Origin of the sequence: Ruminococcus sp. AF37-20 (assembly GCF_003460465.1) — a bacterium.
GTDB lineage: Bacteria > Bacillota > Clostridia > Oscillospirales > Ruminococcaceae > Hominimerdicola > Hominimerdicola aceti.
Genome location: NZ_QTVE01000012.1, coordinates 56398 through 79065 on the forward strand (window position 1 = coordinate 56398; position 22668 = coordinate 79065).

23 protein-coding genes are annotated in these 22668 nt (G+C 46.9%); 10 read left to right on the forward strand and 13 right to left on the reverse strand.

Going from position 1 to position 22668, the window contains the following annotated elements; genetic code table 11:
- Nucleotides 1-16 precede the first annotated feature (16 nt).
- The 8 genes from DW015_RS09055 (at nucleotide 17) to hypE (ending at nucleotide 8411) form a co-directional block, all read left to right on the forward strand.
- A complete protein-coding gene (locus tag DW015_RS09055; protein WP_117905403.1) occupies nucleotides 17-778 on the forward strand; it encodes a nitrogenase iron protein NifH in 762 nt (253 codons plus the stop codon).
- Nucleotides 771-2072: a nitrogenase component 1 gene (locus tag DW015_RS09060; RefSeq protein WP_117905404.1), complete on the forward strand. Its 1302-nt coding sequence runs from the start codon at nucleotides 771-773 to the stop codon at nucleotides 2070-2072. Before DW015_RS09055 ends, DW015_RS09060 begins: the two co-directional genes overlap by 8 nt.
- Nucleotides 2069-3136 carry a nitrogenase component 1 gene (locus tag DW015_RS09065; protein WP_117905405.1) on the forward strand — a complete coding sequence of 356 codons (1068 nt, stop codon included), beginning with the start codon at nucleotides 2069-2071 and terminating at the stop codon, nucleotides 3134-3136. The genes DW015_RS09060 and DW015_RS09065 overlap by 4 nt, the downstream gene beginning before the upstream one ends.
- Complete coding sequence (locus DW015_RS09070; protein ID WP_022287103.1) at nucleotides 3133-3534, forward strand: hypothetical protein; 402 nt, start codon at nucleotides 3133-3135, stop codon at nucleotides 3532-3534. The genes DW015_RS09065 and DW015_RS09070 overlap by 4 nt, the downstream gene beginning before the upstream one ends.
- Entirely contained in the window at nucleotides 3534-5813 is a 2280-nt protein-coding gene (gene hypF, locus DW015_RS09075) for a carbamoyltransferase HypF (RefSeq protein ID WP_117905406.1), read from the forward strand. Before DW015_RS09070 ends, hypF begins: the two co-directional genes overlap by 1 nt.
- 303 nt (nucleotides 5814-6116) lie before the next feature.
- A complete protein-coding gene (locus DW015_RS09080) occupies nucleotides 6117-6326 on the forward strand; it encodes a HypC/HybG/HupF family hydrogenase formation chaperone (protein ID WP_022287101.1) in 210 nt (69 codons plus the stop codon).
- Entirely contained in the window at nucleotides 6323-7375 is a 1053-nt protein-coding gene (gene hypD / locus DW015_RS09085) for a hydrogenase formation protein HypD (RefSeq protein WP_117905407.1), read from the forward strand. The genes DW015_RS09080 and hypD overlap by 4 nt, the downstream gene beginning before the upstream one ends.
- Before the next feature lie 28 nt (nucleotides 7376-7403).
- Nucleotides 7404-8411 carry a hydrogenase expression/formation protein HypE gene (gene hypE / locus DW015_RS09090; RefSeq protein WP_117905408.1) on the forward strand — a complete coding sequence of 336 codons (1008 nt, stop codon included), beginning with the start codon at nucleotides 7404-7406 and terminating at the stop codon, nucleotides 8409-8411.
- Between the two features lie 298 nt (nucleotides 8412-8709).
- Here hypE and hemL read toward each other — a convergent pair whose 3' ends face one another.
- From hemL to DW015_RS09145, 11 genes are all read right to left on the reverse strand, one after another.
- Nucleotides 8710-9969: a glutamate-1-semialdehyde 2,1-aminomutase gene (hemL, locus tag DW015_RS09095; protein ID WP_117905409.1), complete on the reverse strand. Its 1260-nt coding sequence runs from the start codon at nucleotides 9967-9969 to the stop codon at nucleotides 8710-8712.
- Nucleotides 9969-10937: a porphobilinogen synthase gene (gene hemB / locus DW015_RS09100; RefSeq protein WP_117905410.1), complete on the reverse strand. Its 969-nt coding sequence runs from the start codon at nucleotides 10935-10937 to the stop codon at nucleotides 9969-9971. Before hemB ends, hemL begins: the two co-directional genes overlap by 1 nt.
- Before the next feature lie 12 nt (nucleotides 10938-10949).
- Nucleotides 10950-12410: a uroporphyrinogen-III C-methyltransferase gene (gene cobA, locus DW015_RS09105; protein WP_117905411.1), complete on the reverse strand. Its 1461-nt coding sequence runs from the start codon at nucleotides 12408-12410 to the stop codon at nucleotides 10950-10952.
- Complete coding sequence (gene hemC / locus DW015_RS09110) at nucleotides 12407-13267, reverse strand: hydroxymethylbilane synthase (RefSeq protein WP_117905412.1); 861 nt, start codon at nucleotides 13265-13267, stop codon at nucleotides 12407-12409. Before hemC ends, cobA begins: the two co-directional genes overlap by 4 nt.
- Nucleotides 13264-13884 (reverse strand): bifunctional precorrin-2 dehydrogenase/sirohydrochlorin ferrochelatase, encoded by a 621-nt coding sequence (locus tag DW015_RS09115; protein ID WP_181979891.1) that lies wholly within the window; start codon nucleotides 13882-13884, stop codon nucleotides 13264-13266. Before DW015_RS09115 ends, hemC begins: the two co-directional genes overlap by 4 nt.
- A 2-nt stretch (nucleotides 13885-13886) precedes the next feature.
- The gene (gene hemA / locus DW015_RS09120; protein ID WP_117905414.1) at nucleotides 13887-14999 is read right to left on the reverse strand and encodes a glutamyl-tRNA reductase; all 1113 of its coding nucleotides are present in this window, start codon (nucleotides 14997-14999) and stop codon (nucleotides 13887-13889) included.
- Nucleotides 14996-15547 (reverse strand): DUF3877 family protein, encoded by a 552-nt coding sequence (locus DW015_RS09125; protein WP_117905415.1) that lies wholly within the window; start codon nucleotides 15545-15547, stop codon nucleotides 14996-14998. The genes hemA and DW015_RS09125 overlap by 4 nt, the downstream gene beginning before the upstream one ends.
- A gap of 63 nt (nucleotides 15548-15610) precedes the next feature.
- Nucleotides 15611-16531 carry a LysR family transcriptional regulator gene (locus tag DW015_RS09130; protein WP_117877834.1) on the reverse strand — a complete coding sequence of 307 codons (921 nt, stop codon included), beginning with the start codon at nucleotides 16529-16531 and terminating at the stop codon, nucleotides 15611-15613.
- Nucleotides 16532-16648: 117 nt separating this feature from the next.
- Nucleotides 16649-17206 (reverse strand): flavin reductase family protein, encoded by a 558-nt coding sequence (locus tag DW015_RS09135; protein WP_117905416.1) that lies wholly within the window; start codon nucleotides 17204-17206, stop codon nucleotides 16649-16651.
- Between the two features lie 19 nt (nucleotides 17207-17225).
- A complete protein-coding gene (locus DW015_RS09140) occupies nucleotides 17226-18230 on the reverse strand; it encodes an aldo/keto reductase (RefSeq protein WP_117905417.1) in 1005 nt (334 codons plus the stop codon).
- A 16-nt stretch (nucleotides 18231-18246) separates the two neighbouring features.
- Nucleotides 18247-18870 carry a TetR family transcriptional regulator gene (locus tag DW015_RS09145; RefSeq protein ID WP_117905418.1) on the reverse strand — a complete coding sequence of 208 codons (624 nt, stop codon included), beginning with the start codon at nucleotides 18868-18870 and terminating at the stop codon, nucleotides 18247-18249.
- 500 nt (nucleotides 18871-19370) lie between these two features.
- On the opposite strand from DW015_RS09145, the gene DW015_RS09150 reads away from it, so the two are divergent.
- Nucleotides 19371-21386: an AAA family ATPase gene (locus tag DW015_RS09150; protein WP_181979892.1), complete on the forward strand. Its 2016-nt coding sequence runs from the start codon at nucleotides 19371-19373 to the stop codon at nucleotides 21384-21386.
- Here the strand turns inward: DW015_RS09150 and DW015_RS13600 are convergent.
- Nucleotides 21309-21530: a hypothetical protein gene (locus DW015_RS13600; RefSeq protein WP_207659368.1), complete on the reverse strand. Its 222-nt coding sequence runs from the start codon at nucleotides 21528-21530 to the stop codon at nucleotides 21309-21311. The two genes, DW015_RS09150 and DW015_RS13600, sit on opposite strands and share 78 nt — an antisense overlap.
- A 70-nt stretch (nucleotides 21531-21600) precedes the next feature.
- Entirely contained in the window at nucleotides 21601-21963 is a 363-nt protein-coding gene (locus DW015_RS09155) for a hypothetical protein (protein ID WP_117905420.1), read from the reverse strand.
- 92 nt (nucleotides 21964-22055) lie between these two features.
- Here DW015_RS09155 and DW015_RS09160 point away from each other — a divergent pair, with 92 nt between their 5' ends.
- Nucleotides 22056-22511 (forward strand): hypothetical protein, encoded by a 456-nt coding sequence (locus DW015_RS09160; RefSeq protein ID WP_117905421.1) that lies wholly within the window; start codon nucleotides 22056-22058, stop codon nucleotides 22509-22511.
- Nucleotides 22512-22668 lie beyond the last annotated feature (157 nt).

Here is a 22668-nt window from a genome sequence, read left to right on the forward strand (position 1 = left end):
TCGCACGGATACTTTTATGATAAAAATAGCCGTTTACGGAAAAGGCGGAATAGGAAAATCCACTGTTACGGGAAACCTTGCCGCCGCATTTGCAAGTCTTGGAAAAAGAGTTATACAAATTGGCTGTGACCCAAAGGCTGACTCCACCATAAATCTTCTTGGGGGCGAGCCTGTTATGCCTGTGATGAATTATCTCAGAGAGCATGACGATGAGCCTGAGAGCATAGAGGAGATATCAAAAGAGGGCTATGGCGGAGTGCTTTGTATAGAAACAGGCGGCCCTACCCCCGGGCTTGGCTGTGCAGGCAGAGGTATAATCACCACGTTCAGCCTGCTTGAAGACTTAAAGCTTTTTGAAAAATATAAGCCTGATGTTGTGCTTTATGACGTTCTCGGAGACGTTGTGTGCGGAGGTTTCGCCGCACCTATCAGAGAGGGCTACGCTTCAAAGGTGCTTATCGTCACCTCAGGCGAGAAAATGGCATTGTATGCCGCAAATAATATAAACAGTGCGGTGAAAAACTTTGCCGACAGAAGCTATGCAAAAGTCCGTGGTATCGTCATGAATAGGCGAAACGTTGAGGGCGAGGAAGAAAAGGTCAGAGCCTTTGCAGAAAGCGCAGGGCTTGATATCGTTGCGGATATACCAAGAAGCGACGATATCATCAGATGTGAGGATAAGGGTATGACCGTCATAGAGGGCGAGCCTGACTGTCAGGCGGCAAAATGCTTTTTGAAGCTTGCCCAGACCCTTATTCAGGAGGACAACGATGACTAAAGCGTTTTATATAACAGCGGCGGAGCTTGCCCAAATGGGGAAAGACAATATCCCTGACGAGCTTCTTTCGGCAAAGCACCTTATCTACAGCTCTCCTGCAACATTGGCGTTCAATTCACCGGGAGCGCAGGGCTTTGGTGTAAAAAGAGCAGGACTTGCAGTGCCAAATTCGGTTATGCTTCTTGTGGCTCCTGCCTGCTGTGGACGAAACACCACTATGCTCAGTGCGGAAAGCGGCTACGGCGACAGATTTTTCTACCTGCTTCTTGACGATACCGATATCGTCACAGGCAGGCACCTCACAAAGATACCGAAAGCCGTGGAGGAGGTATGTCAAAGCCTTGATTACACTCCCTCGGCGGTGATGATATGTATAACCTGCGTTGACGCTCTCCTCGGCACTGATATGGACAGAGTGTGCAGAAAATCCAGCGACCGAGCAGGCGTGCCTGTTGTGCCGTGCTATATGTATGCCCTTACAAGGGAAAAGCGTCTGCCCCCTATGGCTTCAGTGCGAAAATCGGTGTATTCCCTTTTGAAACCTCGCAAGAGAAAGTCTGACGAGGTGAATATCCTCGGTTATTTCTCACCCTTGCAGGAGGATTGCGAGCTTTACAGCCTGCTGAAAAGTGCAGGCGTAAAGACCATAAGGGAGCTTTCAAGGTGCGATACTTTCGAGGAATATGAAAAAATGTCGCAGGCAAATTTTTCTCTTGTACTCAATGCGGAAGCAAGATATGCCGCCCAGCAAATGGAGCAGGAGCTTAACATACCTTTTATAGAGCTTGCGAGAGTTTTTCAGGCTGACAAGATATCTACGCAGTACCGTCTGCTGGGTCAGGCGATAGGAGCGGAGCTTTGCGATAAAGAGTATTATGAGCAGACCATGGCTCTTATAGATGATTTCAGAGAAAATCATAAAGGGCTGTGCTTTGCAGTGGGCGAGTTTTCAAACTGCGACCCTATAGAAATGGCATTGGCACTTATAAGATACGGCTTCAAGGTGGCGGAGATATTCGGCACTGTGGGGGAGCGAAATTTCGGCTTTGTGAAAAAGATAGCACAGCTTTCCCCTGAAACGAAGATATATTCAAATCTCTCACCCACAATGCTCTTTTATGAGCCTGACGAGAGTGTGAACGTTTATATCGGCAAGGACTGTGCCTATTATCACCCTGACATAGCAGGAGCGGACTTTAATGACGAGATCCAGCCTTTCGGCTATGCAGGTGTAAAAAAGCTGTTTTGCGACCTTGAAAAGGCGCTTGACGGGAAAGGAGCGGAGGATAAATGAAAAATCTTTTGAAGCTTTTGTCACCCTTTGCCCCTGACCAATCAGGTGCGTCGGCAGTGCTCTATGAGCTTGGAGGACTAATGGTAATATGCGACGCAGGCGGCTGTGCAGGCAACGTCTGCGGCTTTGACGAGCCAAGGTGGTTTACCAAAAAGAGCGCAGTTTTCAGCGCGGGGCTTCGTGATATGGACGCAATTTTAGGACGTGACGACAGGCTCATCGAAAAGCTCTCCAAAGCCTGCGGGCAGATATCACCTGCTTTCACCGCCATAATAGGCACGCCTGTGCCTGCTGTCATCGCAACAGATATGAGAGCGTTGAAACGAATGGCAGAGAAGAAAACAGGACTTCCTTGCATAACAGCCGAGTGTACAGGCACGAACTATTATGACAGTGGCTCAGAGCCGGTGTGGATAGAGCTTTTCAAGACCTTTGCCACTGAAAGCAAGCCTGTTCAGAAAGGCAGGCTTGGCATTATAGGTGCAACGCCTTTGGATCTTAGTATCATAGGTCACGAGAGGATAGTTGCGGAATATAAGGCAAAGGGCTGGGAGAATGTTATATGCTACGGCATGGGAAGCACCCTTGATGATGTGAAAAATGCGGCTGCGGCAGAGATGAACATAGTCTGTTCAGCGGCGGCAATAAAGGCGGCGGAGTATCTCAAAGAAAAGTTCGGCACGCCTTATGAGATAGAATATCCACAAAGCTGTCTGCCTGAGGAGATAGTGCAAAAAGCCGATAGCTTTACGGATAAAAAAGTTCTTGTGATACATAACCAAACAGCGGCTGACGCTGTGAGAAAGCTTATCACAGAAAAAAGCGGCAAGTGCATTTGCACATCGGCAACGTTTTTTATGCAGAAAAAGGAGCTTTCACAGCAGAGTGATTTTTTCCTTGCAGACGAAAGCGACCTTTGCGACAATGTTGGTGATAACTATGACGTTGTTATCGCAGACAAGGCCCTCAGACGTGTTATGAAAAATTTCAGCGGCGAGTTTATAGACTTTCCGCATTTCGGACTTTCAGGCAGACTTTTGCAGGGAGAGAGTGAAAAGATATGACAGAAGAAATTATAGAGCGTCTTGAAGAATATCTCGGCTCAGAGGAGTTTGAATATGAAGCTGAAAACTGCATGGAGGAGCTTGACGAAAGCGGTGAGGGCATAAACGCAGTTTTGCCTTTGCTTAGATTTCTGGAAAGACACCCCATGGCTGATATCAGCATGACAAGTGCCGTGGTGAGATATATGGAGCAGTTTTACGGCAGAGGTTATGAGAACATTCTCATGGACTCCGTTCGTCGCAGACCTACAGTGCATACTGTGAGAATGTTAGGCAGGCTCAGAAATGCCGCCATAGATGAGGGTCAGGACGGTGAGGAGTTTGAGGACGTGCTTATAGACGTTCTCAGCAGTGAAGCCGAGGACGAGATAAAGGACACCGTCAGGGAGCTTATCTGATGAAAACTGAGATGATTCGTGTTTATGGTATCGTTCAGGGCGTGGGCTTCCGACCTTTTGTTAGCCGTGAAGCGTCAGACCTTGGACTTTGCGGCACTGTGGCAAACAAAGGCTCTTATGTTGAGATACACGCACAGGGCAGTGAAAAGGCTGTGGAGGACTTGAAAAAAGCCCTTGAAAGCCGTCCCCCTGAGCGTGCAATGATAATGGAGATAATTTCCGCACATTTGGACGAGCCGCCTTTTGACAGCTTTGAGATAATCGACAGCGAAAAGGAAAAAGGGGATATTTTCGTATCCCCTGACATCGCTGTGTGCGAAAAATGTAAGGAAGAGCTTTTCGACAAAACAAACAGAAGATATCTCCACCCTTTTATAAACTGTACTCAGTGCGGCCCAAGGCTCACTATTATGGACTCTATGCCCTATGACAGAGTTCGCACCACAATGGCTGACTTTCCAATGTGCAAAGACTGCGAGGAGGAGTACACCGACCCTGCCACAAGGCGTTATGACGCCCAGCCTGTGTGCTGTAACAAATGCGGCCCTGAGGTCTATATCATAGGCAGTGAAAAGAAAGGCGCTGAGGCTATCACCGCCACAAGAAAAGCCGTCATGGCAGGGAAGATAATCGCTGTCAAAGGCATAGGCGGTTTTCACCTTTGCTGTGACGCAAAAAACGAGAGCGCAGTGAAAAGGCTCAGAGAGCTTAAAAACCGCCCCGCAAAGCCACTTGCCGTTATGCTGAAGGATATTTCTGCCGCAAGGTGTGAGTGCGATTTTGGCGAAGTGCAGGAAAAGCTTCTCACAGGCTGGCAAAAGCCTATCGTGCTTCTTGATAAAAAAACTAGCGGAAGCCTTTGCGAAAGCGTTGCACCCGATAATCCTACAGTGGGAGTAATGCTCCCCTATGCCCCTTTGCACCTGCTTCTTTTTGATTACGATGACGGCGTGGAAATGACCGACAGCCTTGTTATGACCAGCGGAAACGTCCGTGGCGCACCTATTTGTCGAAGCGACGAGGACGCTCTCAGCGAAATAGCAGGCTTCTGCGACCTGATATTATCACACAACAGACGTATCTTGATACGCTCAGACGATACTGTCATGGATACATTTGAGGGCAAGCCTTACATAATAAGGCGTTCAAGAGGATATGCACCACTGCCTGTTATGACATCATGCAGTGATAAAGGTCAGACCCTCGCCATAGGCGGTGAGCTTAAAAATACGTTCTGTATCAGAAAGGGAAGCCTTTATTATCTCTCTTCCTATGTGGGGGATATGGCTGATATCCGCACTGTAAAGGCGCTTGAGGAGTCAGTGAAGCGTATGTGCGAGCTTCTGGAAGCAACACCCCGAAACGTAGTCTGCGATATGCACCCCAAATACAATACAGTTGCATTTGCCGAGGGGTTTGACCTGCCTCTGAAAAAAGTCCAGCACCACTATGCTCATATCCTATCCTGCATGGCAGAAAACGACTATAGCGAAAAGGTCATAGGCGTATCATATGACGGCACAGGCTTTGGCACAGACGGCACCATATGGGGAGGAGAGATACTTCTCTGCGACCGCACAGGCTTTGAGCGTATGGGAAGCATAAAGCCCTTCATGCAGGTGGGTGGCGATCTTTCCTCTAAAGAGGGCTGGCGTATCGCCGCAATGATTGCAGGCTCAGCCTATGGGGAAAGGGGCGGAGAGATCTGTGAAAAGCTTGGTATTTGTACAGCGAAAGAGTACAAGCTTCTGTCCATAATGGCAGAGAAAAAAGTAAACGCAGTAAGCTCCACAAGCGCAGGACGGCTTTTTGACGCCGCTTCTGCGGTGCTTGGCATAAGGCGTTCTTCTACCTTTGAGGGCGAAGCTTCCATGGCGTTGCAGTTTGCGGCAGAAAAATTCAGCCGTGAGCCTTTCGGTATTTACGAGCCTATGGAAAAGCTCACTGCCGAAAAAGAGGGCAGGATAATGCTCTGCACTCAGGCACTTGTCAAAAGGCTTTGTGAGGGGGTGCAAAATGGCGAGGACAAAAACCGCCTTGCCTATGAGTTCCACGCACTTCTTGCGGACATGACCGCACAGGCGTGCAGGACCATAAGCGAGAGAACAGGCGTAAAGGTCTGCGCTTTGAGCGGGGGAGTTTTTCAGAACAAGCTTCTGCTTAAAATGGTGAAGTGCCGTCTTGAAAAAATGGGACTTAGAGTGCTTATCCACAGCCTTGTGCCTGCCAATGACGGTGGTATAGCTTTAGGGCAAGCGTTTTATCTGAATGAGGAATGAGGAGTGAGGAATGAGGAATGAGGAATGAGGAGTGAGGAATTAAGGTATCGCCTGCGGCGATGATTTTCTTATTCTGTAGGGGCGACCTTTGGTCGCCTGAGACTGTTGAAAAATACCAAAATAACAGGCGAACGCTGTTCGCCCCTACATATAAACAGCGTATTTACGCCAATTGTAGGGGACGGCGCCCTCGACGTCCCGCTTTTGTCGAACTTTTTCAATGAGCTGGGGCGACCTTGGGTCGCCTGTGTATCTCATTTCTGATTTTGTTATATAGATTAAATTTTTTTTGGAGGTATTGATATGTGTGTAGGTTTATCTGCAAAGGTAGTAAGTGTAAACGAGGGCACTGCTGTTATTGACGCAAGCGGTGCAAAAAGAGAGGTATCTGCTGACCTTATCGACGATCTCGAGGTAGGGGATTATGTCATGGTACACGCAGGGGTGGCTATCGCAAAGATAACCTCTGACGATAGCGAAGAAACTGACGAGATAATGGAGAGTATCCAATGAACACTATAGAAAATGCAAAGGAGATAATAAGCTCCTACAAACGTGATGACGGCAAAAAGCTTCGCATAATGGAGGTCTGCGGTACTCACACCCATGAGATTTTCAGGCTTGGCATAAGAAAGCTCCTTCCTGAGAGCGTTGAGCTTATTTCAGGTCCTGGCTGTCCTGTGTGCGTTACCCCCATTGGCTTTATCGACGAGGCTTGTATGCTCGCTCTTGAAAAAGGTGCGGTGATATGCACTTTCGGCGACCTTATAAGAGTTCCCGGAACAGAAATGAGCCTTGCAGGAGCAAGGTCAAAGGGCGCTGCGATAAAGACAGTCTATTCTCCCATTGACGCAGTTTCATATGCCGAAAGCCATAGAGATGAGCAGGTGGTATTTCTCGCCGTCGGCTTTGAAACCACCACCCCTTCAGCCTGCCTTGCAGTAGAAAAAGCGAAAAAGCTGGGGCTTGAAAACTTCTCTATTCTTGGTGCAAACAAGACCATGCCAAACGCTTATAAGGCTTTGGAGGGAAGTGCAGACGCATTTTTGTATCCCGGTCACGTCAACGCTATCACAGGCACAGCCGTGTGCGAGGAGCTTGTGAAAAAGGGCGTTTCAGGCGTTGTTACGGGCTTCACGGCTGCTGAACTTCTTACGGCTCTTGCTGTTACCATAGAGCTTTCTCAGCGTGGCGAGCCGTTTTTCAGAAACTGCTATCCTAGAGTAGTAAAGCCCGAGGGCAACCCTGCCGCCATAAAGCTTATGGGAAAGGTCATGACCCCCTGCGACAGCGAGTGGCGTGGACTTGGTATCATACCAATGTCAGGCATGATACTCCGTGACGAGTATGCTGACTTTGACGCACGAAAGAAATTCTCTCTGCCGAAAATAACAGGCAAGCCAAACCCAGCCTGCCGCTGCGGAGATGTTTTGCAGGGCAAGTGCAAGCCCTCAGACTGCAAGGTTTTCGGCAAGGTCTGTACACCGCTGCACCCTATAGGTGCGTGCATGGTGTCAAATGAGGGCGCTTGCTCGGCATATTATCAGTATGGCAATTTGTAAAATAAACTATCCGAAAAGAGGAATAATTATGACAGACAAATTTGTTACCCTTGCCCACGGCGCAGGAGGAAAGCAGACCTCCGAGCTTATCGACCGTGTGTTCAAGGAGCATTTCGCTAACCCTGACCTGACCGCCGACGATGCCGCCGTGCTTTCCATGGAAAAGGGCAAGATAGCATTCACCACAGACGGCTTTATAGTTTCCCCATACGAATTTGCAGGAGGAAATATCGGCAAGCTAAGTATTTGCGGCACTGTGAACGACCTTTCCTGCATGGGCGCAAAGCCTTTGTATCTTTCCTGTGCTTTCGTTATCGAGGAGGGCTTTCCAATGGATAAGCTTGAGGAGATAGCCGCCGCAATGGCAAAGACCGCCAAGGAAGCAGGTGTCGAGATATGTGCAGGTGACACAAAGGTGGCAGGAAAAGGTCAGGTGGACGGCGTTTTCATTACCACTACGGGTATAGGCAGGATAATGGACAACGCTAACACCTCAGGCAAGCTTGCCAAAGCAGGCGACGCCGTTATAGTGTCAGGTGATATCGGCAGACACGGCTGTACCATACTTTTAGCTCGTGACGAGTTCGGCATAGAGGCAGACGTAACAAGCGATTGTGCACCCCTCTGGGCAAACGTAAAAGCAATGTTCGACGTTACAAACGATATCCACGTTATCCGTGACGCAACAAGAGGCGGTGTAGGCACTGTTCTTTACGAGATAGCAGGTCAAAGCGGCGTTGGAATAACCTTAGATGCAGCGAAAATACCTGTTGCGGACGAGGTGAAAGGCGTGTGCGGTATGCTGGGCTTAGAACCATTGTATCTTGCCTGCGAGGGCAGACTTGTTATATTCGCACCAAAGGACAAAGCGGAGGATATCGTTTCTGCCCTTAGAAAGTGCAAAAACTCAGAGAACGCCGCAATCATAGGCGAGGTCACCGAAGATAACGCAGGCAGAGTTGTAATGAAAACAGAGATAGGCTCACAGACCCTTCTTCCACAGCCTGGCGGAGAGCTTTTGCCTAGAATTTGCTGATATCAAATAATGTATGGGAGCAGCGCAATTTCTGCTTGGCAGAAATACGACGTCCCGTTTAGCGTTTGCCTGTTTTCCATGAATTTCTGCACTGTTACATCGTAGGGGCGAACAGTGTTCGCCCGCCTGATTTTCTCGCAAACTTATGTTGAAAGCCGCATTTGGGAATATTGAGCCAAAAATTGCGTGGATATCATGAGTTTGTCAGGCAAACAAAACGGGCGAACACTGTTCGCCCCTACATATATGGAATATAAAAAAGCGGAACTGTTCAGCATGATTTGAACAGTTCCGTTTTTTATCTGTAAGACCCTATCGCCTCAATAGTCTTTGCTATATCCTCGTCACTGTGAGCATAGGAAACGAACATCGCCTCGAATTGCGACGGTGCAGTGTAAATGCCGCTTTGAAGCATATGGCGGTAGTATCTGCCGTAGCTTTCCGTGTTGCAAGCCCTTGCCTCATCATAGCTTTTCACTCTCTCGTCATTGAAAAACACCGTCATAAGCGAACCACAGCGATTCACGTTCAGACCCTTTTCCCTTATGGCATTCTCTATCATAGCCGACTTTCTGTCAAGCTCCTCATAGAAGTTTGGTATGCTTTCTATCTGCCTGATAGTTTCTATTCCTGCCGCTACTGCGCATGGGTTTCCCGACAGCGTGCCTGCCTGATACACAGAGCCTAGCGGTGCAACGCACTGCATTATCTCAAGCTTTCCCCCATAGCAGGCAAGGGGCATTCCTCCCCCCACTATCTTGCCAAGGGTAGTCATGTCAGGGGTAACTCCGAAATATTTTGAAGCTCCCCCATCTGAAAGCCTGAAGCCCGTTATAACTTCGTCAAATATAAGCACAGTGCCGTGCTTTTTCGTTATCTCTCTGAGAAATTCAAGAAAGCCCTTTTCAGGCGGAACAACGCCCATGTTTGCCGCACATGGCTCAACAATAAGTGCGGCTATCTCGCTGCCGTATTCCTCAAAAAGCTTTTCCACAGAAGCATTGTCATTGTATTTTGCAAGAAGCGTGTCCTTTGTGCAGCCCTCTGTCACTCCTGCACCCGATGGGATAGCCTGCGTCATAAGTCCAGAACCTGCCTTTACAAGCAATCCGTCCGAGTGACCATGATAACAGCCCTCGAATTTTATTATCTTGTCCCTGCCTGTGAAACCTCTTGCGGCTCTTATTGCACTCATCACTGCCTCAGTACCTGAGTTTACAAGCCGGAGCATTTCCATAGACGGAAAGTGCTTTTTTATAAGCTCCGCCAAGGTTATCTCGCCCTTGTGGCAAGCACCGAACGTAAGCCCCTTGGCGCAGGCGGCTTTCACAGCGTTTATCACAGGCTCACAGCAGTGACCGAGAATGTTCGGCCCCCATGAGCATACATAGTCGATAAACTCGTTTCCGTCCTCGTCCCATATCCTTGACCCTTCCGCATGGTCGATAAAAAGCGGAACAGTGCCAACCGCCTTGCAGGCTCTAACAGGGCTGTTCACTCCACCGGGCATAAAACCGCAGGCAGTTTTGTAAAGCTGTTCAGACCTTGAAGTGTTCATTACTTGTCCTCCTTTATCCATTTTGCGGCGTCAAGAGCATGGTATGTTATTATAATGTCCGCACCTGCACGCTTTATAGCAGTGAGATTTTCAAGAACGATACGCTTCTCGTCTATCCAGCCAAGCTGTGCCGCCGCTTTTACCATAGAGAACTCACCGCTTACGTTGTATGCCGCAATCGGCAGATCATATCTGTCCCTAGCGGCTCTGAGGATATCAAGATAGCAAAGCGCAGGCTTCACCATTACCATGTCAGCCCCCTCCTCAATATCGTCCTCTATTTCACGGAGAGCCTCACGTCCGTTGCAAGGATCCATCTGATATGACTTTCTGTCGCCAAAGCATGGTGCAGATTCTGCGGCGTCACGGAACGGAGAATAATATCCCGAAGCAAATTTTGCACTGTATGACATTATAGGAATATCAGTAAGAGCATTCTCGTCAAGCGCCGCCCTTATTGCCGCAACTCTGCCGTCCATCATGTCGGAGGGTGCGATAATATCAGCACCTGCATTTGCAAGGCTCACCGCCATTTTGCACAGAAGCGGCAAAGTGCTGTCATTGAGTATCTTGTCGCCCTTGACAACTCCGCAGTGTCCATGGCTGGTGTATTCGCAAAGACAAACGTCTGCAATAATAAGTAGGTCAGGATAATGCTCTTTGATGTATCTTATTGCCTGCTGTGTAACACCCTTGTCATTGTAAGCCTCCGTTGCAAGCTCGTCCTTTTTCTCTGGTATGCCGAAAATAAGCAAGCCCGATATACCGCTGTCTGCTATCTGTGGCAATATCTGCTCCAGATCGTCGATAGAATACTGATAAACTGTTGGCATAGAGTCAACAGGCTTCATGATGTCATTGCCCTCTGCCACAAAAATCGGGTAGATAAAGTCTGCCACATTTAATCTTGTTTCGCAAACCATTCTTCTCATTGCCGGGGTTGCCCTTAATCTTCTGAATCTTCGCATTTTATCTTCCTCTCACTTATCTGAAAGTATCTTTTGTATTATTCCCTCTGCCGTGCTTTCCGTTGGAAGCAGAGGGCCATTTATACCGTATTTTTTAAGCTCTGCCGCCGTCACTTCGCCTATGGAGATACACTTTGTATTCTCTGATAAGCTTCCTCCGCCATGGAAAAAGCTCCTCACTCCGCCTGCACTGGCAAACACAGCGTAGTCATCATCTATCTTCTCACCTGTGCTGTAAACAGGCTCGTAAATATGAACATCATCAAAGTTCAGCCCTTTTTCAGACAGGGGCTTAACAAGCTCCGTCGACCCCTCCGAGGAGCGTACTATAAGAAGCTTGTCCTCACAAGTAAGAGTGTCCGAGAGCATATTTCCAAGAGCCACGCTGTTGAATTTTTCAGGCATTATGTCTGCATAAAGCCCAGCCTTTTCAAGCTTCGCCCCAGTGCCTTTGCCTATGATAGCTATCTTAACTCCCCTTAGCTTTCTTATGTCAATACGGCTTTCTCTAAGCCTTTTCAAAAATATCTCCGCACCATTTGGACTTGTAAGAGCAACATGGCTGTAAAAGCCCTCTGAAAGCCGTGAAAAAGCTTTTTCCGTGACCTCATCGTGCAGCTCCCTAAGCTCAAATCCGCCGCAGCGGTGAGCATAAGCCCCAAGGGCATTGAGCGACTTTATAAGCCGCCTTGAAAGCCCCTTTGTGGCAGTGACAGCCACAGAAACTCCATAAAGCGGCGGCAGGTAGGTAGGCGAAAGATCAAGCCCGGCGGTTTCTCCAACTATTATCACCGCAGGCGCAGGCAGATCCTCTCGCCCCACCTTTTCAGCAATGTCGCCAAGACAGCCTTTTACAGCCCTCTGCTCAGGGGTAGCCCCCTTTGATATCACCGCCGCAGGAGTATTTTCGCCCATGCCGTTTTCAATGAGCCTGCCTGCTATCTCAGGGAGATTTCTAAGCCCCATAAGAAAAATAAGCGTTCCACCGCATTTTGCATAGCTTTCAAAATGCTCAGGGAGCAGGTCGTCCGCAGTGTGACCTGTTATAACATGAAAGCTCCTTGAAAGTCCCCTGTGGCTCACCGGTATACCTGCAAGCTCAGGCACTGCCACCGAGGAAGTCACCCCCGGTATAAGGCTGTATGGTATGCCTGCGGCTTTGAGTGCAGTTATCTCCTCGCCCCCTCTGCCGAACACAAAAGGGTCGCCGCCTTTGAGCCTGAGAACAACACCGCCCTCTGCGGCTTTTTCCACAAGAAGCGTGTTTATCTCCTCCTGCGTGGAGCTGTGTCTGCCTGCACGCTTGCCAACGCATATTTTCTCCGCACCGTCCTTGCAGAAGTCAAGCAAACGGCTGTCTATAAGGCTGTCATATATCATCACGTCACAGCTTTTCAGAGCCTCATAACCTCTCATTGTGATAAGGTCATAATCTCCACAGCCTGCCCCTGTTATTATAACTCTGCCGCTCATAGCTTATCAGTCAGCTCCTTAACAAGTTCAAATCTTTTTTCTATCTCTTTTTCGCCCTGAGCAAAATGCCCCTTGCCGTCTGAAACAGTGAGAGATATCTTTTCCCCGTTTATCTCGCTGTATGCCCCCACAGGCACAGTGCAGTCCGCACCCAGAAGTCTTATCACCTCACGCTCGGTTTCAAACCTCAGCATAGTTTCCTTGTGTGATACCTGCGAAATTACCTCAGCCGCCTTGCTCTCCTTTGCACATTCCACTGCAATTATAGCCTGACAAGGTGCAGGCAAAAGCTCCCAAGGCTCAAACTCTTTTACCCCGTATTCCGAAAGGGAAAGTCCCAAACGCTCCGTTCCTGCCGCACAAAGTATTATGCCGTCATAAAGCCCATCAGAAAGTTTTTTAAGCCGTGTCCCAACATTGCCTCTTATATCAGCAAACTTTGCGTTGGGATAAAGCCTTGCAAAGCCCCCACGTCTACGCTGACTTCCTGTGCCAACAGTGAAAACATCAGAATCGTTAAATACAACGCCTTTTTTGGTCACAAGCATATCACGATAGTTCCCACGAGGGCAAACTCCCGATATCTCCAGCCCCTCGCCCAGCGTAACAGGCAAGTCCTTTGCACTGTGTACAGCAAAGTCTATCTCTCCGCTTTGCAAAGCCTGTTCTATCTCCGTGACGAACACACCCTTGCCGCCTATCTTGTCAAGAGGTCTGTCAAGCTGTCTGTCGCCCTTTGTGGTGAAGGTGACTATCTCGGTATCACACTCAGGAAAAGCCGCCTTTATCATGTCAAGTACCATATAAGTCTGCGCCATTGCAAGTGGACTTTTTCTTGTGCCTGCTCTCAGTTTCATTTTCGCTCCTTTATCATCTCTATAAGCTGTTCCTCTGTTGGAAGCACGTCACTTTCAAGGCATTTTTTCAGAACCTCTGTCATAGCCTTTTTCCTAGCCTGCTCCGTGGATATATTTTCAAGGGCATAGTCACGGACTTTTCCCATGACATTGCATATATCCCCAAGCCTGCCCTCTGTCTGCGATTGGATCGTCTTTCTCAGGTGAGAAGCAAGGGTAGGGCTTTTTCCGCCTGTTGAAATGCCAATGCACACGTCCCCCTCTGTAACAATGGCAGGGAAGAAGAACGTACAGCTCTCAGGGTCATCAACTGCGTTGCATGGAATGTGCCTTTGCCTGCAAAGTTGAGAAATGTGCCTGTTTACACCTCTGTCCCCTGTGGCAGTTATCACAAATGTACTGCCGTCTATGTCGCTGTCCTTAAAAGCACGCTCAAAAAGTGTTATCATGCCCCTGTCTGCAAGTTCTCTTATCTCACCGCAAGCTTTTGATGCCACCACTTTTATTATAGGCGAAAAGTCAAGAAGCTTTTCGACCTTTCTCAAAGCTACCTGTCCGCCACCCACCACAAGGCATGGCATATTATCAATATTCGCAAAAAAAGGAAAGTATGGCATTGTCATTCTCCGTATTCTTTTATTACTTCTATAACCTTGCCGAAAGTCTGTGAATCAAGCTCCGACTTTAGCCTGAAAAACAGCTCTTTCGCCGAAACCTCGCAAAGTCTTCTGTCAAGGTTCTCAAACTGCGGAAGAAAATCATGGAACATAAGCTGCTTTTCAAGCTCGTCAGTTTCCTCGTCAATGATAAGCTTCGACCTCTCCACGCTGTCAAGCTTTTTGAGATTGTTTTCTTTGGCAAGCTCCGTGAAAAAGTCCATGTCTATAAGCCTAGCCTCTGCAAGCTTTTCCACGGCAGGGTCAATATCTCTCGGCACTGCAAGATCAATAAAAAGCCTGTTTTCATTATTACTGAGCATATCCGCCGTAACAGTATAGTGGGGGCTTGAAGTCGCCGAAATTATGCAGTCACATTCGCCAATGCGCTCATATCTCTTTTCGTATGGTATAATCTCAAGCTTTGGATCGTCTGAAATATATTCCAGTGCATTTCTGTGGGAACGTGCCGTTGCAAGCACAGTTACGTTCTTGTATGAAAGAAGATTTTTCAAGACCAGCGAGCCTATCTCACCGCTCGCTCCAAGAAGCATCACCCTGACATTATCCTTATAATGTGCCGCTTCCTTAGCCGCAAGAGTAGCCGTGGAAACGGAAGTCTTTGAAAGCTCCGTCTCCGTCTTTATTTTCTTTGCACAAGCGATAGCCCCTTGAAATATCATGTTCACCTCAGAGGAAAGCCCAATGCGCTCCCTTGAAAGATCATATGCACGGCGAACCTGTCCAAGTATCTCGTCCTCACCTATGACCGCAGACTCTATACCGCAGGCAACGCTGTAAAGCCTTTTTACCGCCGTCTTGTCCGTGAATATCATGACCTTGCGTTTGAACTTTGCGATCTCCACTCCGCTTTGTTCGCAAAGAAGCCTTATGCCCTCCTCAGGTGTTCCGCAAAAGTAAAGCTCCGTCCTGTTGCAGGTGCAAATAAGCACAGGTGAAAGGTCCTTTACGTCAAAAAGCAGCTTTTCACACTGAGTGCTGTCAAATGTGAAAAGGCTGCGAAAGGCTTGTCCGCAAAGCTTGTGATTTATGCTTATGCAGGTGAAATTTTTCATTTTTCTGTGTTATCTCCTGACTTTTCGGGATAAAGTGCGTCATAGTCAAGCTTGGTGAATCTGTGATATGTTATGCCGCCCAGATCGTCCTGCAAACAGTATCTACAGCCGTCAGGCTTTCCATCTGGAAAGTATGCAAGCAGGTCAAATTCATCGTCAGGTGCAGCAGTTATAACGGCGTTCTTATTGTACTTTCTGAATATCTCAGCCGCTCTTTCAAGAGAACACTCCTCTTTTACCGCTCCGATAAACTCCACAAGAAACGGGCTTGCCTCCACCTTTTCGTGGATAGCCCTCACGCTCTCCTCCGATACCGTAACAGCTATCCTGCCGTCCTGAGCAAGCGAAGCCTTGCATGAAAGTATCTCGCTTTTGTATTCATCTATGGCTTTTATCATTTCCTCAGCCGTAAGCTCGCCCCTTGTTATGGCGTTGAGTGAGTCAAGAGGATAAAAAAGCGTCACCGCATTAGGGGTAAACCCAAGCTTTATCTGCGACTCTTTTATAGTATCGGTTATATTCTGTTCAAGCTTTATAAGCTCTGTCATGAAAATTCTCCTTTATACATAATTCCTATAGGCTTTGTATTTTTTTATAATATCACATATTTCTCATGTTGTCAACCTTGTTTCCTCGCCTATATATTTTTTCAGTGCATTGATATAAAATTCCGTCAGTGGATTAGAAAGTACCTTTTTGTGAGTAACTATGCCAATGCGCATTGAACCCTCCGCTTCAAGGGGAACAGCTACGATATCACTGCCGTTGAGCTTTTCGTCAATAACACCGCTGCAAATGGTGTAGCCGTTAAGACCGATAAGAAGATTAAAAAGGGTCGCACGGTCACGGACACGGATATTCTTTGGTCGCTTTATGGTGCTGAATATCTCCTCCGAGTAGTAGAAAGAGTTGTATTCCCCCTGCTCAAAGGATAAATAAGGGTAGGGGAGCAGGTCGTCAAGAGTCACAGACTTTTTCTGTGCGAGGGGATTTGCAGAGCCGACAAAAACGTGTGGCTTTGCAGAAAAAAGCTCCGTGAATTTAAGCTCTTTGGACTTTATCTCCTTTGAAAGCACAGGCTCGTTGAAATCGTTGAGATAGAGTATGCCAAGCTCGCTTTTCATTCTCGCCACGTCCTCGATTATCTCGTGGGTCTGCGTCTCACGAATGCTGAAATCATATTCATCTCCGCCAAACTCTTTTATAAGGTCAACAAAAGCGTTCACTGCAAAGGAGTAATGCTGAGTGGATATGCAAAACTGCCTTTTGCCGTGTTGTTTTCCGCAGTATTTTTCTTCAAGAAGGCTCGCCTGTTCAAGCACCTGCCTTGCATAGCCCAAAAAGACTTCACCCTCTTTTGACACCGTTATGCCCTTGTTTGTGCGTATGAATATAGTGATATTCATTTCCTTTTCAAGCTCACGGATAGCGTTGGTAAGACTAGGCTGAGAAATAAAAAGCGACTGTGCCGCCTCGCTGACAGTACCTTTCTCCGCCGTAGCCACCACATATTTAAGCTGCTGTAAGGTCATATCTCCACCCCTTTTCAGATATATCCTTATTATATAGCGTATTTATGAAATTTTCAACCGAAACAGGTCATACAAAAAACACGCCCCCGAGGGAGCGTGCCTTTTTTTACCGTCATATTATTTCAGTGCGTTTCCGTCGCTGAATGCCTGACCTACCTTTTCGCCAACAACATAATAGCCGTGATTTACAGGCTCGTATGTTATAGGTCTGAACTTTGTGAGATCAATGCTGCCCTTGTCGTCAAGAACGCTTTCGTCAGCAGCAATGTTTACTATCCTGCCAAGAACGTTGCCCTCTTCTGTGAATCTAACAAGCTCACATTCCAGAACAACAGGAAGTTCGTTGATAACAGGTGCGTCAACAAAGCGGCTCTTTTCTGTTGTAAGACCCGACTTTGCCATTTTGTCAGCAGTGTTGTTTGCAGATACTATACCAACATAATCGCAAGCCTTCAAGTTAGCAGCGTCAGCAAAGCTTACCGTGAAAGCCTTTTTCTCCTTGATGTTCTTTGTGGTCTTGTGGCTCTCGCTAAGGCAAAGCTCCACCATGTCAGCACCGTAAAGACCGCCCCATGCAGCGTTCATAGCGTCTGCATTTCCGTTATTGTCATATGTGCCTACAATAAGAACAGGCAGTGGATAAAACCAAGGGTTCTTACCAAAATCTTTTTTCATTGAGGATTCCTCCTAAAATTTATTTCTTCTCGTCAAGCAGAACAACGTTCTGCGGCGGGTTTTTGTCTATCGCTCCCACTGTGTAGTGCGGAACATAAAGCTCCTCCAAATAGGCTATATCTTCATTTGTGAGCTTTACATCAAATGCACCTGCGGCGTCGTCAAGATATCTCGTCTTTGTCGCTCCTATTATCGGTGCACAAACGCCCTTTGCCCATTGCCATGCAATAGCCACCTGCGACATTTTGCAGCCGTGCTTTTCAGCGACCTCTGCCACATGCTTTATTATCTGCTCGTCATACTTTTCCATGCGGTCATATTTGCCCATGGCAACACGGTCGGTCTTGCTCCTGAGCGAATCAGAACGCCATTGTGGCCTTGCAAGATGCCCTGCCGCAAGAGGACTGTATGGCATGAGCGAAACGTTCATCTGCCTGCATATCGGTATAAGTTCCTTTTCGTCCTCTCTGTAAAGCAGATTGTAGTGGTTTTCCATAATCGAAAACTGCGCCCAGCCATTGTCCCTCGCCGCTACCTGCATATTGTGGAATTGATAACCATACATCGCAGACGCACCAAGTGCCCTTACCTTTCCTACCTTAACAAGCCCGTCAAGAGCCTCCATTGTTTCCTCTATAGGCGTGTCATAGTCAAAGCGGTGAATGATGTAAAGGTCAAGATAGTCAGTACCCAGCCTTTTGAGCGTGCCGTCAATCTCACGTTCTATAGCAGCTTTGGATAGCCTGCCCTCGTTGAAGTATACCTTTGAGGCAATTACCACCTTGTCCCTCTGTGTTAGCTTTTTCAGTGCCTTGCCTAAATATTCTTCGCTCGTGCCCTGCGAGTAGCAGTTTGCAGTGTCGAAAAAGTTTATCCCAAGATCAAGAGCGTGGGAAATGACCTTCTCGCTCTCACCCTCGTCAAGGGTCCAGTCATGCATAGTGCCTGCCTTGCCGAAACTCATGCAGCCTATGCACAGCTTTGATACCGCAATGTTCGTGTTTCCAAGCTTTGCGTATTCCATTATTCTGCCTCCTTTGTCAAATCCCCAAAAGTCTTTTCACTTCCGCAATGGTTATCTCGTAAGCCGTAGGAAAGGAGTATTTCACCCCCGCCAGTTCCATGGCCTCACGCTGTTTGTCAGTCACAGAGGTGTAAGGATAAATGCCGAACATAAAAGGGAAGAATGAGTATATAAAATCGTGTATATCCCCCTCCGTCATGTCAGGGAAGAAGTGCATAAGACATAGCCGTACCTCCTCCAAAGCCTGCCCATACGCCACCTTGAATTCCACCAGCCTCTCCATCCGGCTGTGCTCCTCCATGTCATAGTGGTTCATGGAAAGCAGCTTTAAAAGCGTCCCACGCTGAGAAAGCGAAAAAGCAAGCTCGTGAGCAAACGTCCCCTTGTTCATGACATCATTTTCCTCACGGAGTTTTTTCAGTTTCCCCGTCCAAAGTTCATATTCCCTCTGCATAAGAGCGAGAAAAATCTCCTCCTTGGTGTGAAAATAGTTGTATACCGACGTTCTCGTAAAAGACGTTGCGTTACCGATCTCTTTTATAGTAATGTCCCTGAAATTCATTGTCTGATAAAGCTTTTCGCAAGCGTTTATTATCTCGTCCTTTCTGGCATTAGTCAGCTCCTGTGACCCCTTCGGCATTTTTTTACCTCCCACGCTCTATTCTGACACAACGTCAGAATATCCTTTGCACCCATTATACCACCATTCTGACACCGTGTCAATAGTCCGCCTTGACTTTTCACCTATCTTTCACATTTCAAGACCCTGCCAAAGCACATAACAAAAAAGAGCAAGCTCCCCAAGCTTGTTCTTTCCATTTATAAAACCCATATACATAATATCAAATTCCTGATATCCTCAAGATATTTCTGCTCATCTTCCTCAAAAATATCCTTATCCCCCAGGCCGAACACCTTCTGCACAACTTATCGCGCCGCCATTTCTGCGGTGTATATCTTGCTCTTATCCATTGTATCAAGTCCTTTCTTTTTGTGTTGCTCTTATCATACCACCCACCATGGGTAAAATTTCGGATATTAAAAACTTCTGCTATGTCCACATTTTTGAACATTCCGAGTGCTATAATGCAGATACAGACGAAAAACAAGAATGAGAAAAGACCACGGAGGCGGATTTTTATGCGTTGTTACAGAGCAAGATGTATACTCGAAGAGTCTATTATCAGAAGAACAAGAGATAATGAAGAAGAGTACGATGCATTCTTTGATGAGAAAAACCAGCTTATAAACGAGTTCAATGAAATGGCACGCACCATGCCCAACAGAAGCTGTGCCTTTATATCAAGCGCCGTAAAAGATCAGGCGACCATAGGGGTAATGATGACAGACATTGAAGCCGACGTGAAAGCCTATGTAAAGAACTTCTTTTCATTTATAAAGCTTGAGTGCGTGGATATAAATTTTGAGGAAATAACAGTGGAAACGTTCAAAAGAATGATCCCCAACGGCTATCATGATAATTTCAAGTTCGATGAAGACCTGCTGAATGACTATGAACTGGACGACCTGTTCAGTAACTATAGAAGATCGTACATAAGCGAAAATATCACAAAGACCATTGATAAAAAAGACGCTCTCGCCGTAGCAAAAAAATATCTCTGCTCAGATACCTTTGAGCCTGAGCTTAAGAGAATATTCAGAAAGAACAGCGTCGGTGTCACAAAAGGCATACCGGTACATTATTTAGTCCAAAGCGATAATGCCCATAGGCTTGCCGATACCCTTGTAAGCTCCCTGTATTCAAATAACAGACTAGGCTGTGCAAGATATACCGTCCTCGACCTTTATAATTTATCAGCCCGAAGCTCAGATATCCGTGAACTGTTCCGTGTCTGCAGCGGCTCTACCATCATAATGAATTGTTGTGGTTTAAAGTGTACCAACAGCGATAATTGTACAGCCGATGAAACTATCCCCGATATCCTCTTTGACCTCATCAATGTCTACAAAAACGAGATACAGTTTATTTTTACCTTTTCAAATGACGGACCTTCTCTCCCTGACGCTGTGGAAGAAAAGCTCGGCGCTATCACATTCGTGAAGCTTGCGGACGATACAGTAGAAAACGAAGATGCACATAAATATCTCAGAAAGCTTTGCAGAGAAGAGAATACCTCCTGCGATAAAGACCTCCTTTCCCTTTGCGCAAAGGATACACCATATAGAGCAAGCGAGCTTATGGGTATGTACGATACTTGGTATTCAAATGTCCTGAAAACAAAAATCTATCCCCAGTATTCAAATTTCAAAAAGCTTTATGACAGGGAAGAAGCCAAGGAGATAAAAGGCTCTGCCTACAGCGAGCTTCAGGAGCTTATCGGACTTGATTCCGCCAAAAGCGTTATCGAAAAGGCGATAACATATTCAAAGTCGCAGAAAATTTTTGCCGATAAGGGCATGAAAGAAAGCCGAACAGCCATGCATACGGTGTTCACAGGCAACCCCGGCACAGCAAAGACCACGGTTGCAAGGCTGTTTGCAAGAATACTCAAAGAAAACGGCGTGCTTTCCAAAGGCGACCTTATCGAGTGCGGACGTTCCGACCTTGTTGGAAAATATGTTGGCTGGACAGCCGTTCAGGTGAAGAATATGTTCAAGAAAGTTAAAGGCTCAGTGCTTTTTATCGACGAAGCCTATTCCCTCTGCGATGACCGTTCAGGCTCTTACGGCGACGAAGCCATAAACACTATCGTGCAGGAAATGGAGAACAACCGTGACGATATGGTAGTCATTTTCGCAGGCTATCCAAAGGAAATGAACGACTTCCTCGACCGCAACCCTGGTCTGAGGTCAAGAATAGCGTTCCATGTCAATTTTGAGGACTATACCGCCGAGGAGCTTCTTAGTATCGTCCATCTTATGGCTAAAAACAATGAACATAAGCTTGCCGACGACGTTGACGAAACGCTCCTGCCTTTTCTTGAAAGGGTCTGCAAGAAGCCGAATTTCGGCAACGGCAGATTTGCAAGAAATCTTATAGAGGGAGCACTGTTCGGTCAGGCGCTCAGGCTCACAAGACAGAATTTCAGTACCATGACAATGGACGATATCGTGACTCTAAAAGCCCGTGACTTTGATCTCACCGAGGACGATACCCTCGAAGAAGAGCCAAAGCATATAGGATTTAACAGATAAAGATATGAGTATAGACCAACAGACCGCTATATCCCCGACCTGAACACCGCCAAGTGCTTCAAACGGCATTATGATAACGAAAAGTTTCTTTCCAAAATAAGAAATAAGCTTGTCTATGAAATGTGGCTCTGCGGACATTTCCATTTAGATCGTACTGTGGGCAACGTGAGATTTCTCTATGACGATATCTATGAGATAAAATAAAGCGCAGGCACTATGGAGCATACGCTCTGTAGTGCCTGCTTCCGTCATTTTTGACCCTCACAAAATCAAGCTCATCAAGCCCGAACAGCCTTGTAAGCTCCGCCAACATCTCCTCACTGTTCAGCGCAGGATTAAGATATATCACAGCCTTGCCGCCCTTTATCTCCACTCTGCCCCGAGGATAATAATTGTACTCTTTCCCATGTGTTACGTTTTTCGGCAGTCCCTCCCAAGTCAGCCTGTGATTGAAATTATCCCCCGACTTTGAGTTAAGTCCACTGCCGTCACCAATAACATTTCCCGATTTGTCGCACTCTAACCTCTTTGTATATAATTCACCCTCGATAAGCCAGAATATTCCCTTGTATATCATATTATTCACCTCAATATGATAATATCGCTTCCTATGTCCAAAATTGCACACATAGGTTGTGATATTATAATATCAGTGAAAGGGGCGATACCATGGTAACATCAAAATCAGTTGAAAAGAACAACGAAGAATGGTACAACAAAACCGTGCAGATATTTGAACGCTCATACCGCACAGACGCAAGCTTTGTGATATCTCACATAAAGTCTGCTCAGAAAAAGTTCACCTGCCAAGGCTATCGTATCACAGCCGCAAAAGGGAAGCCCCTCAAAGTCTTTTCGGGCGAGAGTGAAGCCGTAGAAAAGCAGTTGCAAAACAGCAAGATACCATATTCACAGCTTATCACAGTGCAAAATAACAGGTCCTTGCAAACTGCCTATATCGCCTATACCAAGGATAAACAAAAGCTCACAGAAGCCCTGAACAACAGCGGCTTCACCGCCATAGAAGATGTGGACAGCTTTATGTCAGATTGTGACAAAGTAATGATAAGAGTTGCCGAAAACATCTCACAACGGCATTTGTTCGACAGCATAGGACTATGGTAGGGAGGTGACAGCATCGTGACGATCTCCTGCGAGCGAAGCCCACCAAATACGGTGTGCTTGATTAAAAAAATCCCCCGCCCTTGACTTTCAATTTATGAGTACGGCTATTTTGGATAACATTATTAAGTTTGAGATATTGTCATCAATTTGTGCGAGT

Coding starts and splice junctions, on each gene's coding strand:
- DW015_RS09055 (WP_117905403.1), top strand. CDS start 17: ATGATAAAAATAGCCGTTTACGGAAAAGGCGGAATAGGAAAATCCACT.
- DW015_RS09060 (WP_117905404.1), top strand. CDS start 771: ATGACTAAAGCGTTTTATATAACAGCGGCGGAGCTTGCCCAAATGGGG.
- DW015_RS09065 (WP_117905405.1), top strand. CDS start 2,069: ATGAAAAATCTTTTGAAGCTTTTGTCACCCTTTGCCCCTGACCAATCA.
- DW015_RS09070 (WP_022287103.1), top strand. CDS start 3,133: ATGACAGAAGAAATTATAGAGCGTCTTGAAGAATATCTCGGCTCAGAG.
- hypF (WP_117905406.1), top strand. CDS start 3,534: ATGAAAACTGAGATGATTCGTGTTTATGGTATCGTTCAGGGCGTGGGC.
- DW015_RS09080 (WP_022287101.1), top strand. CDS start 6,117: ATGTGTGTAGGTTTATCTGCAAAGGTAGTAAGTGTAAACGAGGGCACT.
- hypD (WP_117905407.1), top strand. CDS start 6,323: ATGAACACTATAGAAAATGCAAAGGAGATAATAAGCTCCTACAAACGT.
- hypE (WP_117905408.1), top strand. CDS start 7,404: ATGACAGACAAATTTGTTACCCTTGCCCACGGCGCAGGAGGAAAGCAG.
- hemL (WP_117905409.1), bottom strand. CDS start 9,969: ATGAACACTTCAAGGTCTGAACAGCTTTACAAAACTGCCTGCGGTTTT.
- hemB (WP_117905410.1), bottom strand. CDS start 10,937: ATGCGAAGATTCAGAAGATTAAGGGCAACCCCGGCAATGAGAAGAATG.
- cobA (WP_117905411.1), bottom strand. CDS start 12,410: ATGAGCGGCAGAGTTATAATAACAGGGGCAGGCTGTGGAGATTATGAC.
- hemC (WP_117905412.1), bottom strand. CDS start 13,267: ATGAAACTGAGAGCAGGCACAAGAAAAAGTCCACTTGCAATGGCGCAG.
- DW015_RS09115 (WP_181979891.1), bottom strand. CDS start 13,884: ATGCCATACTTTCCTTTTTTTGCGAATATTGATAATATGCCATGCCTT.
- hemA (WP_117905414.1), bottom strand. CDS start 14,999: ATGAAAAATTTCACCTGCATAAGCATAAATCACAAGCTTTGCGGACAA.
- DW015_RS09125 (WP_117905415.1), bottom strand. CDS start 15,547: ATGACAGAGCTTATAAAGCTTGAACAGAATATAACCGATACTATAAAA.
- DW015_RS09130 (WP_117877834.1), bottom strand. CDS start 16,531: ATGACCTTACAGCAGCTTAAATATGTGGTGGCTACGGCGGAGAAAGGT.
- DW015_RS09135 (WP_117905416.1), bottom strand. CDS start 17,206: ATGAAAAAAGATTTTGGTAAGAACCCTTGGTTTTATCCACTGCCTGTT.
- DW015_RS09140 (WP_117905417.1), bottom strand. CDS start 18,230: ATGGAATACGCAAAGCTTGGAAACACGAACATTGCGGTATCAAAGCTG.
- DW015_RS09145 (WP_117905418.1), bottom strand. CDS start 18,870: ATGCCGAAGGGGTCACAGGAGCTGACTAATGCCAGAAAGGACGAGATA.
- DW015_RS09150 (WP_181979892.1), top strand. CDS start 19,371: ATGCGTTGTTACAGAGCAAGATGTATACTCGAAGAGTCTATTATCAGA.
- DW015_RS13600 (WP_207659368.1), bottom strand. CDS start 21,530: ATGGAAATGTCCGCAGAGCCACATTTCATAGACAAGCTTATTTCTTAT.
- DW015_RS09155 (WP_117905420.1), bottom strand. CDS start 21,963: ATGATATACAAGGGAATATTCTGGCTTATCGAGGGTGAATTATATACA.
- DW015_RS09160 (WP_117905421.1), top strand. CDS start 22,056: ATGGTAACATCAAAATCAGTTGAAAAGAACAACGAAGAATGGTACAAC.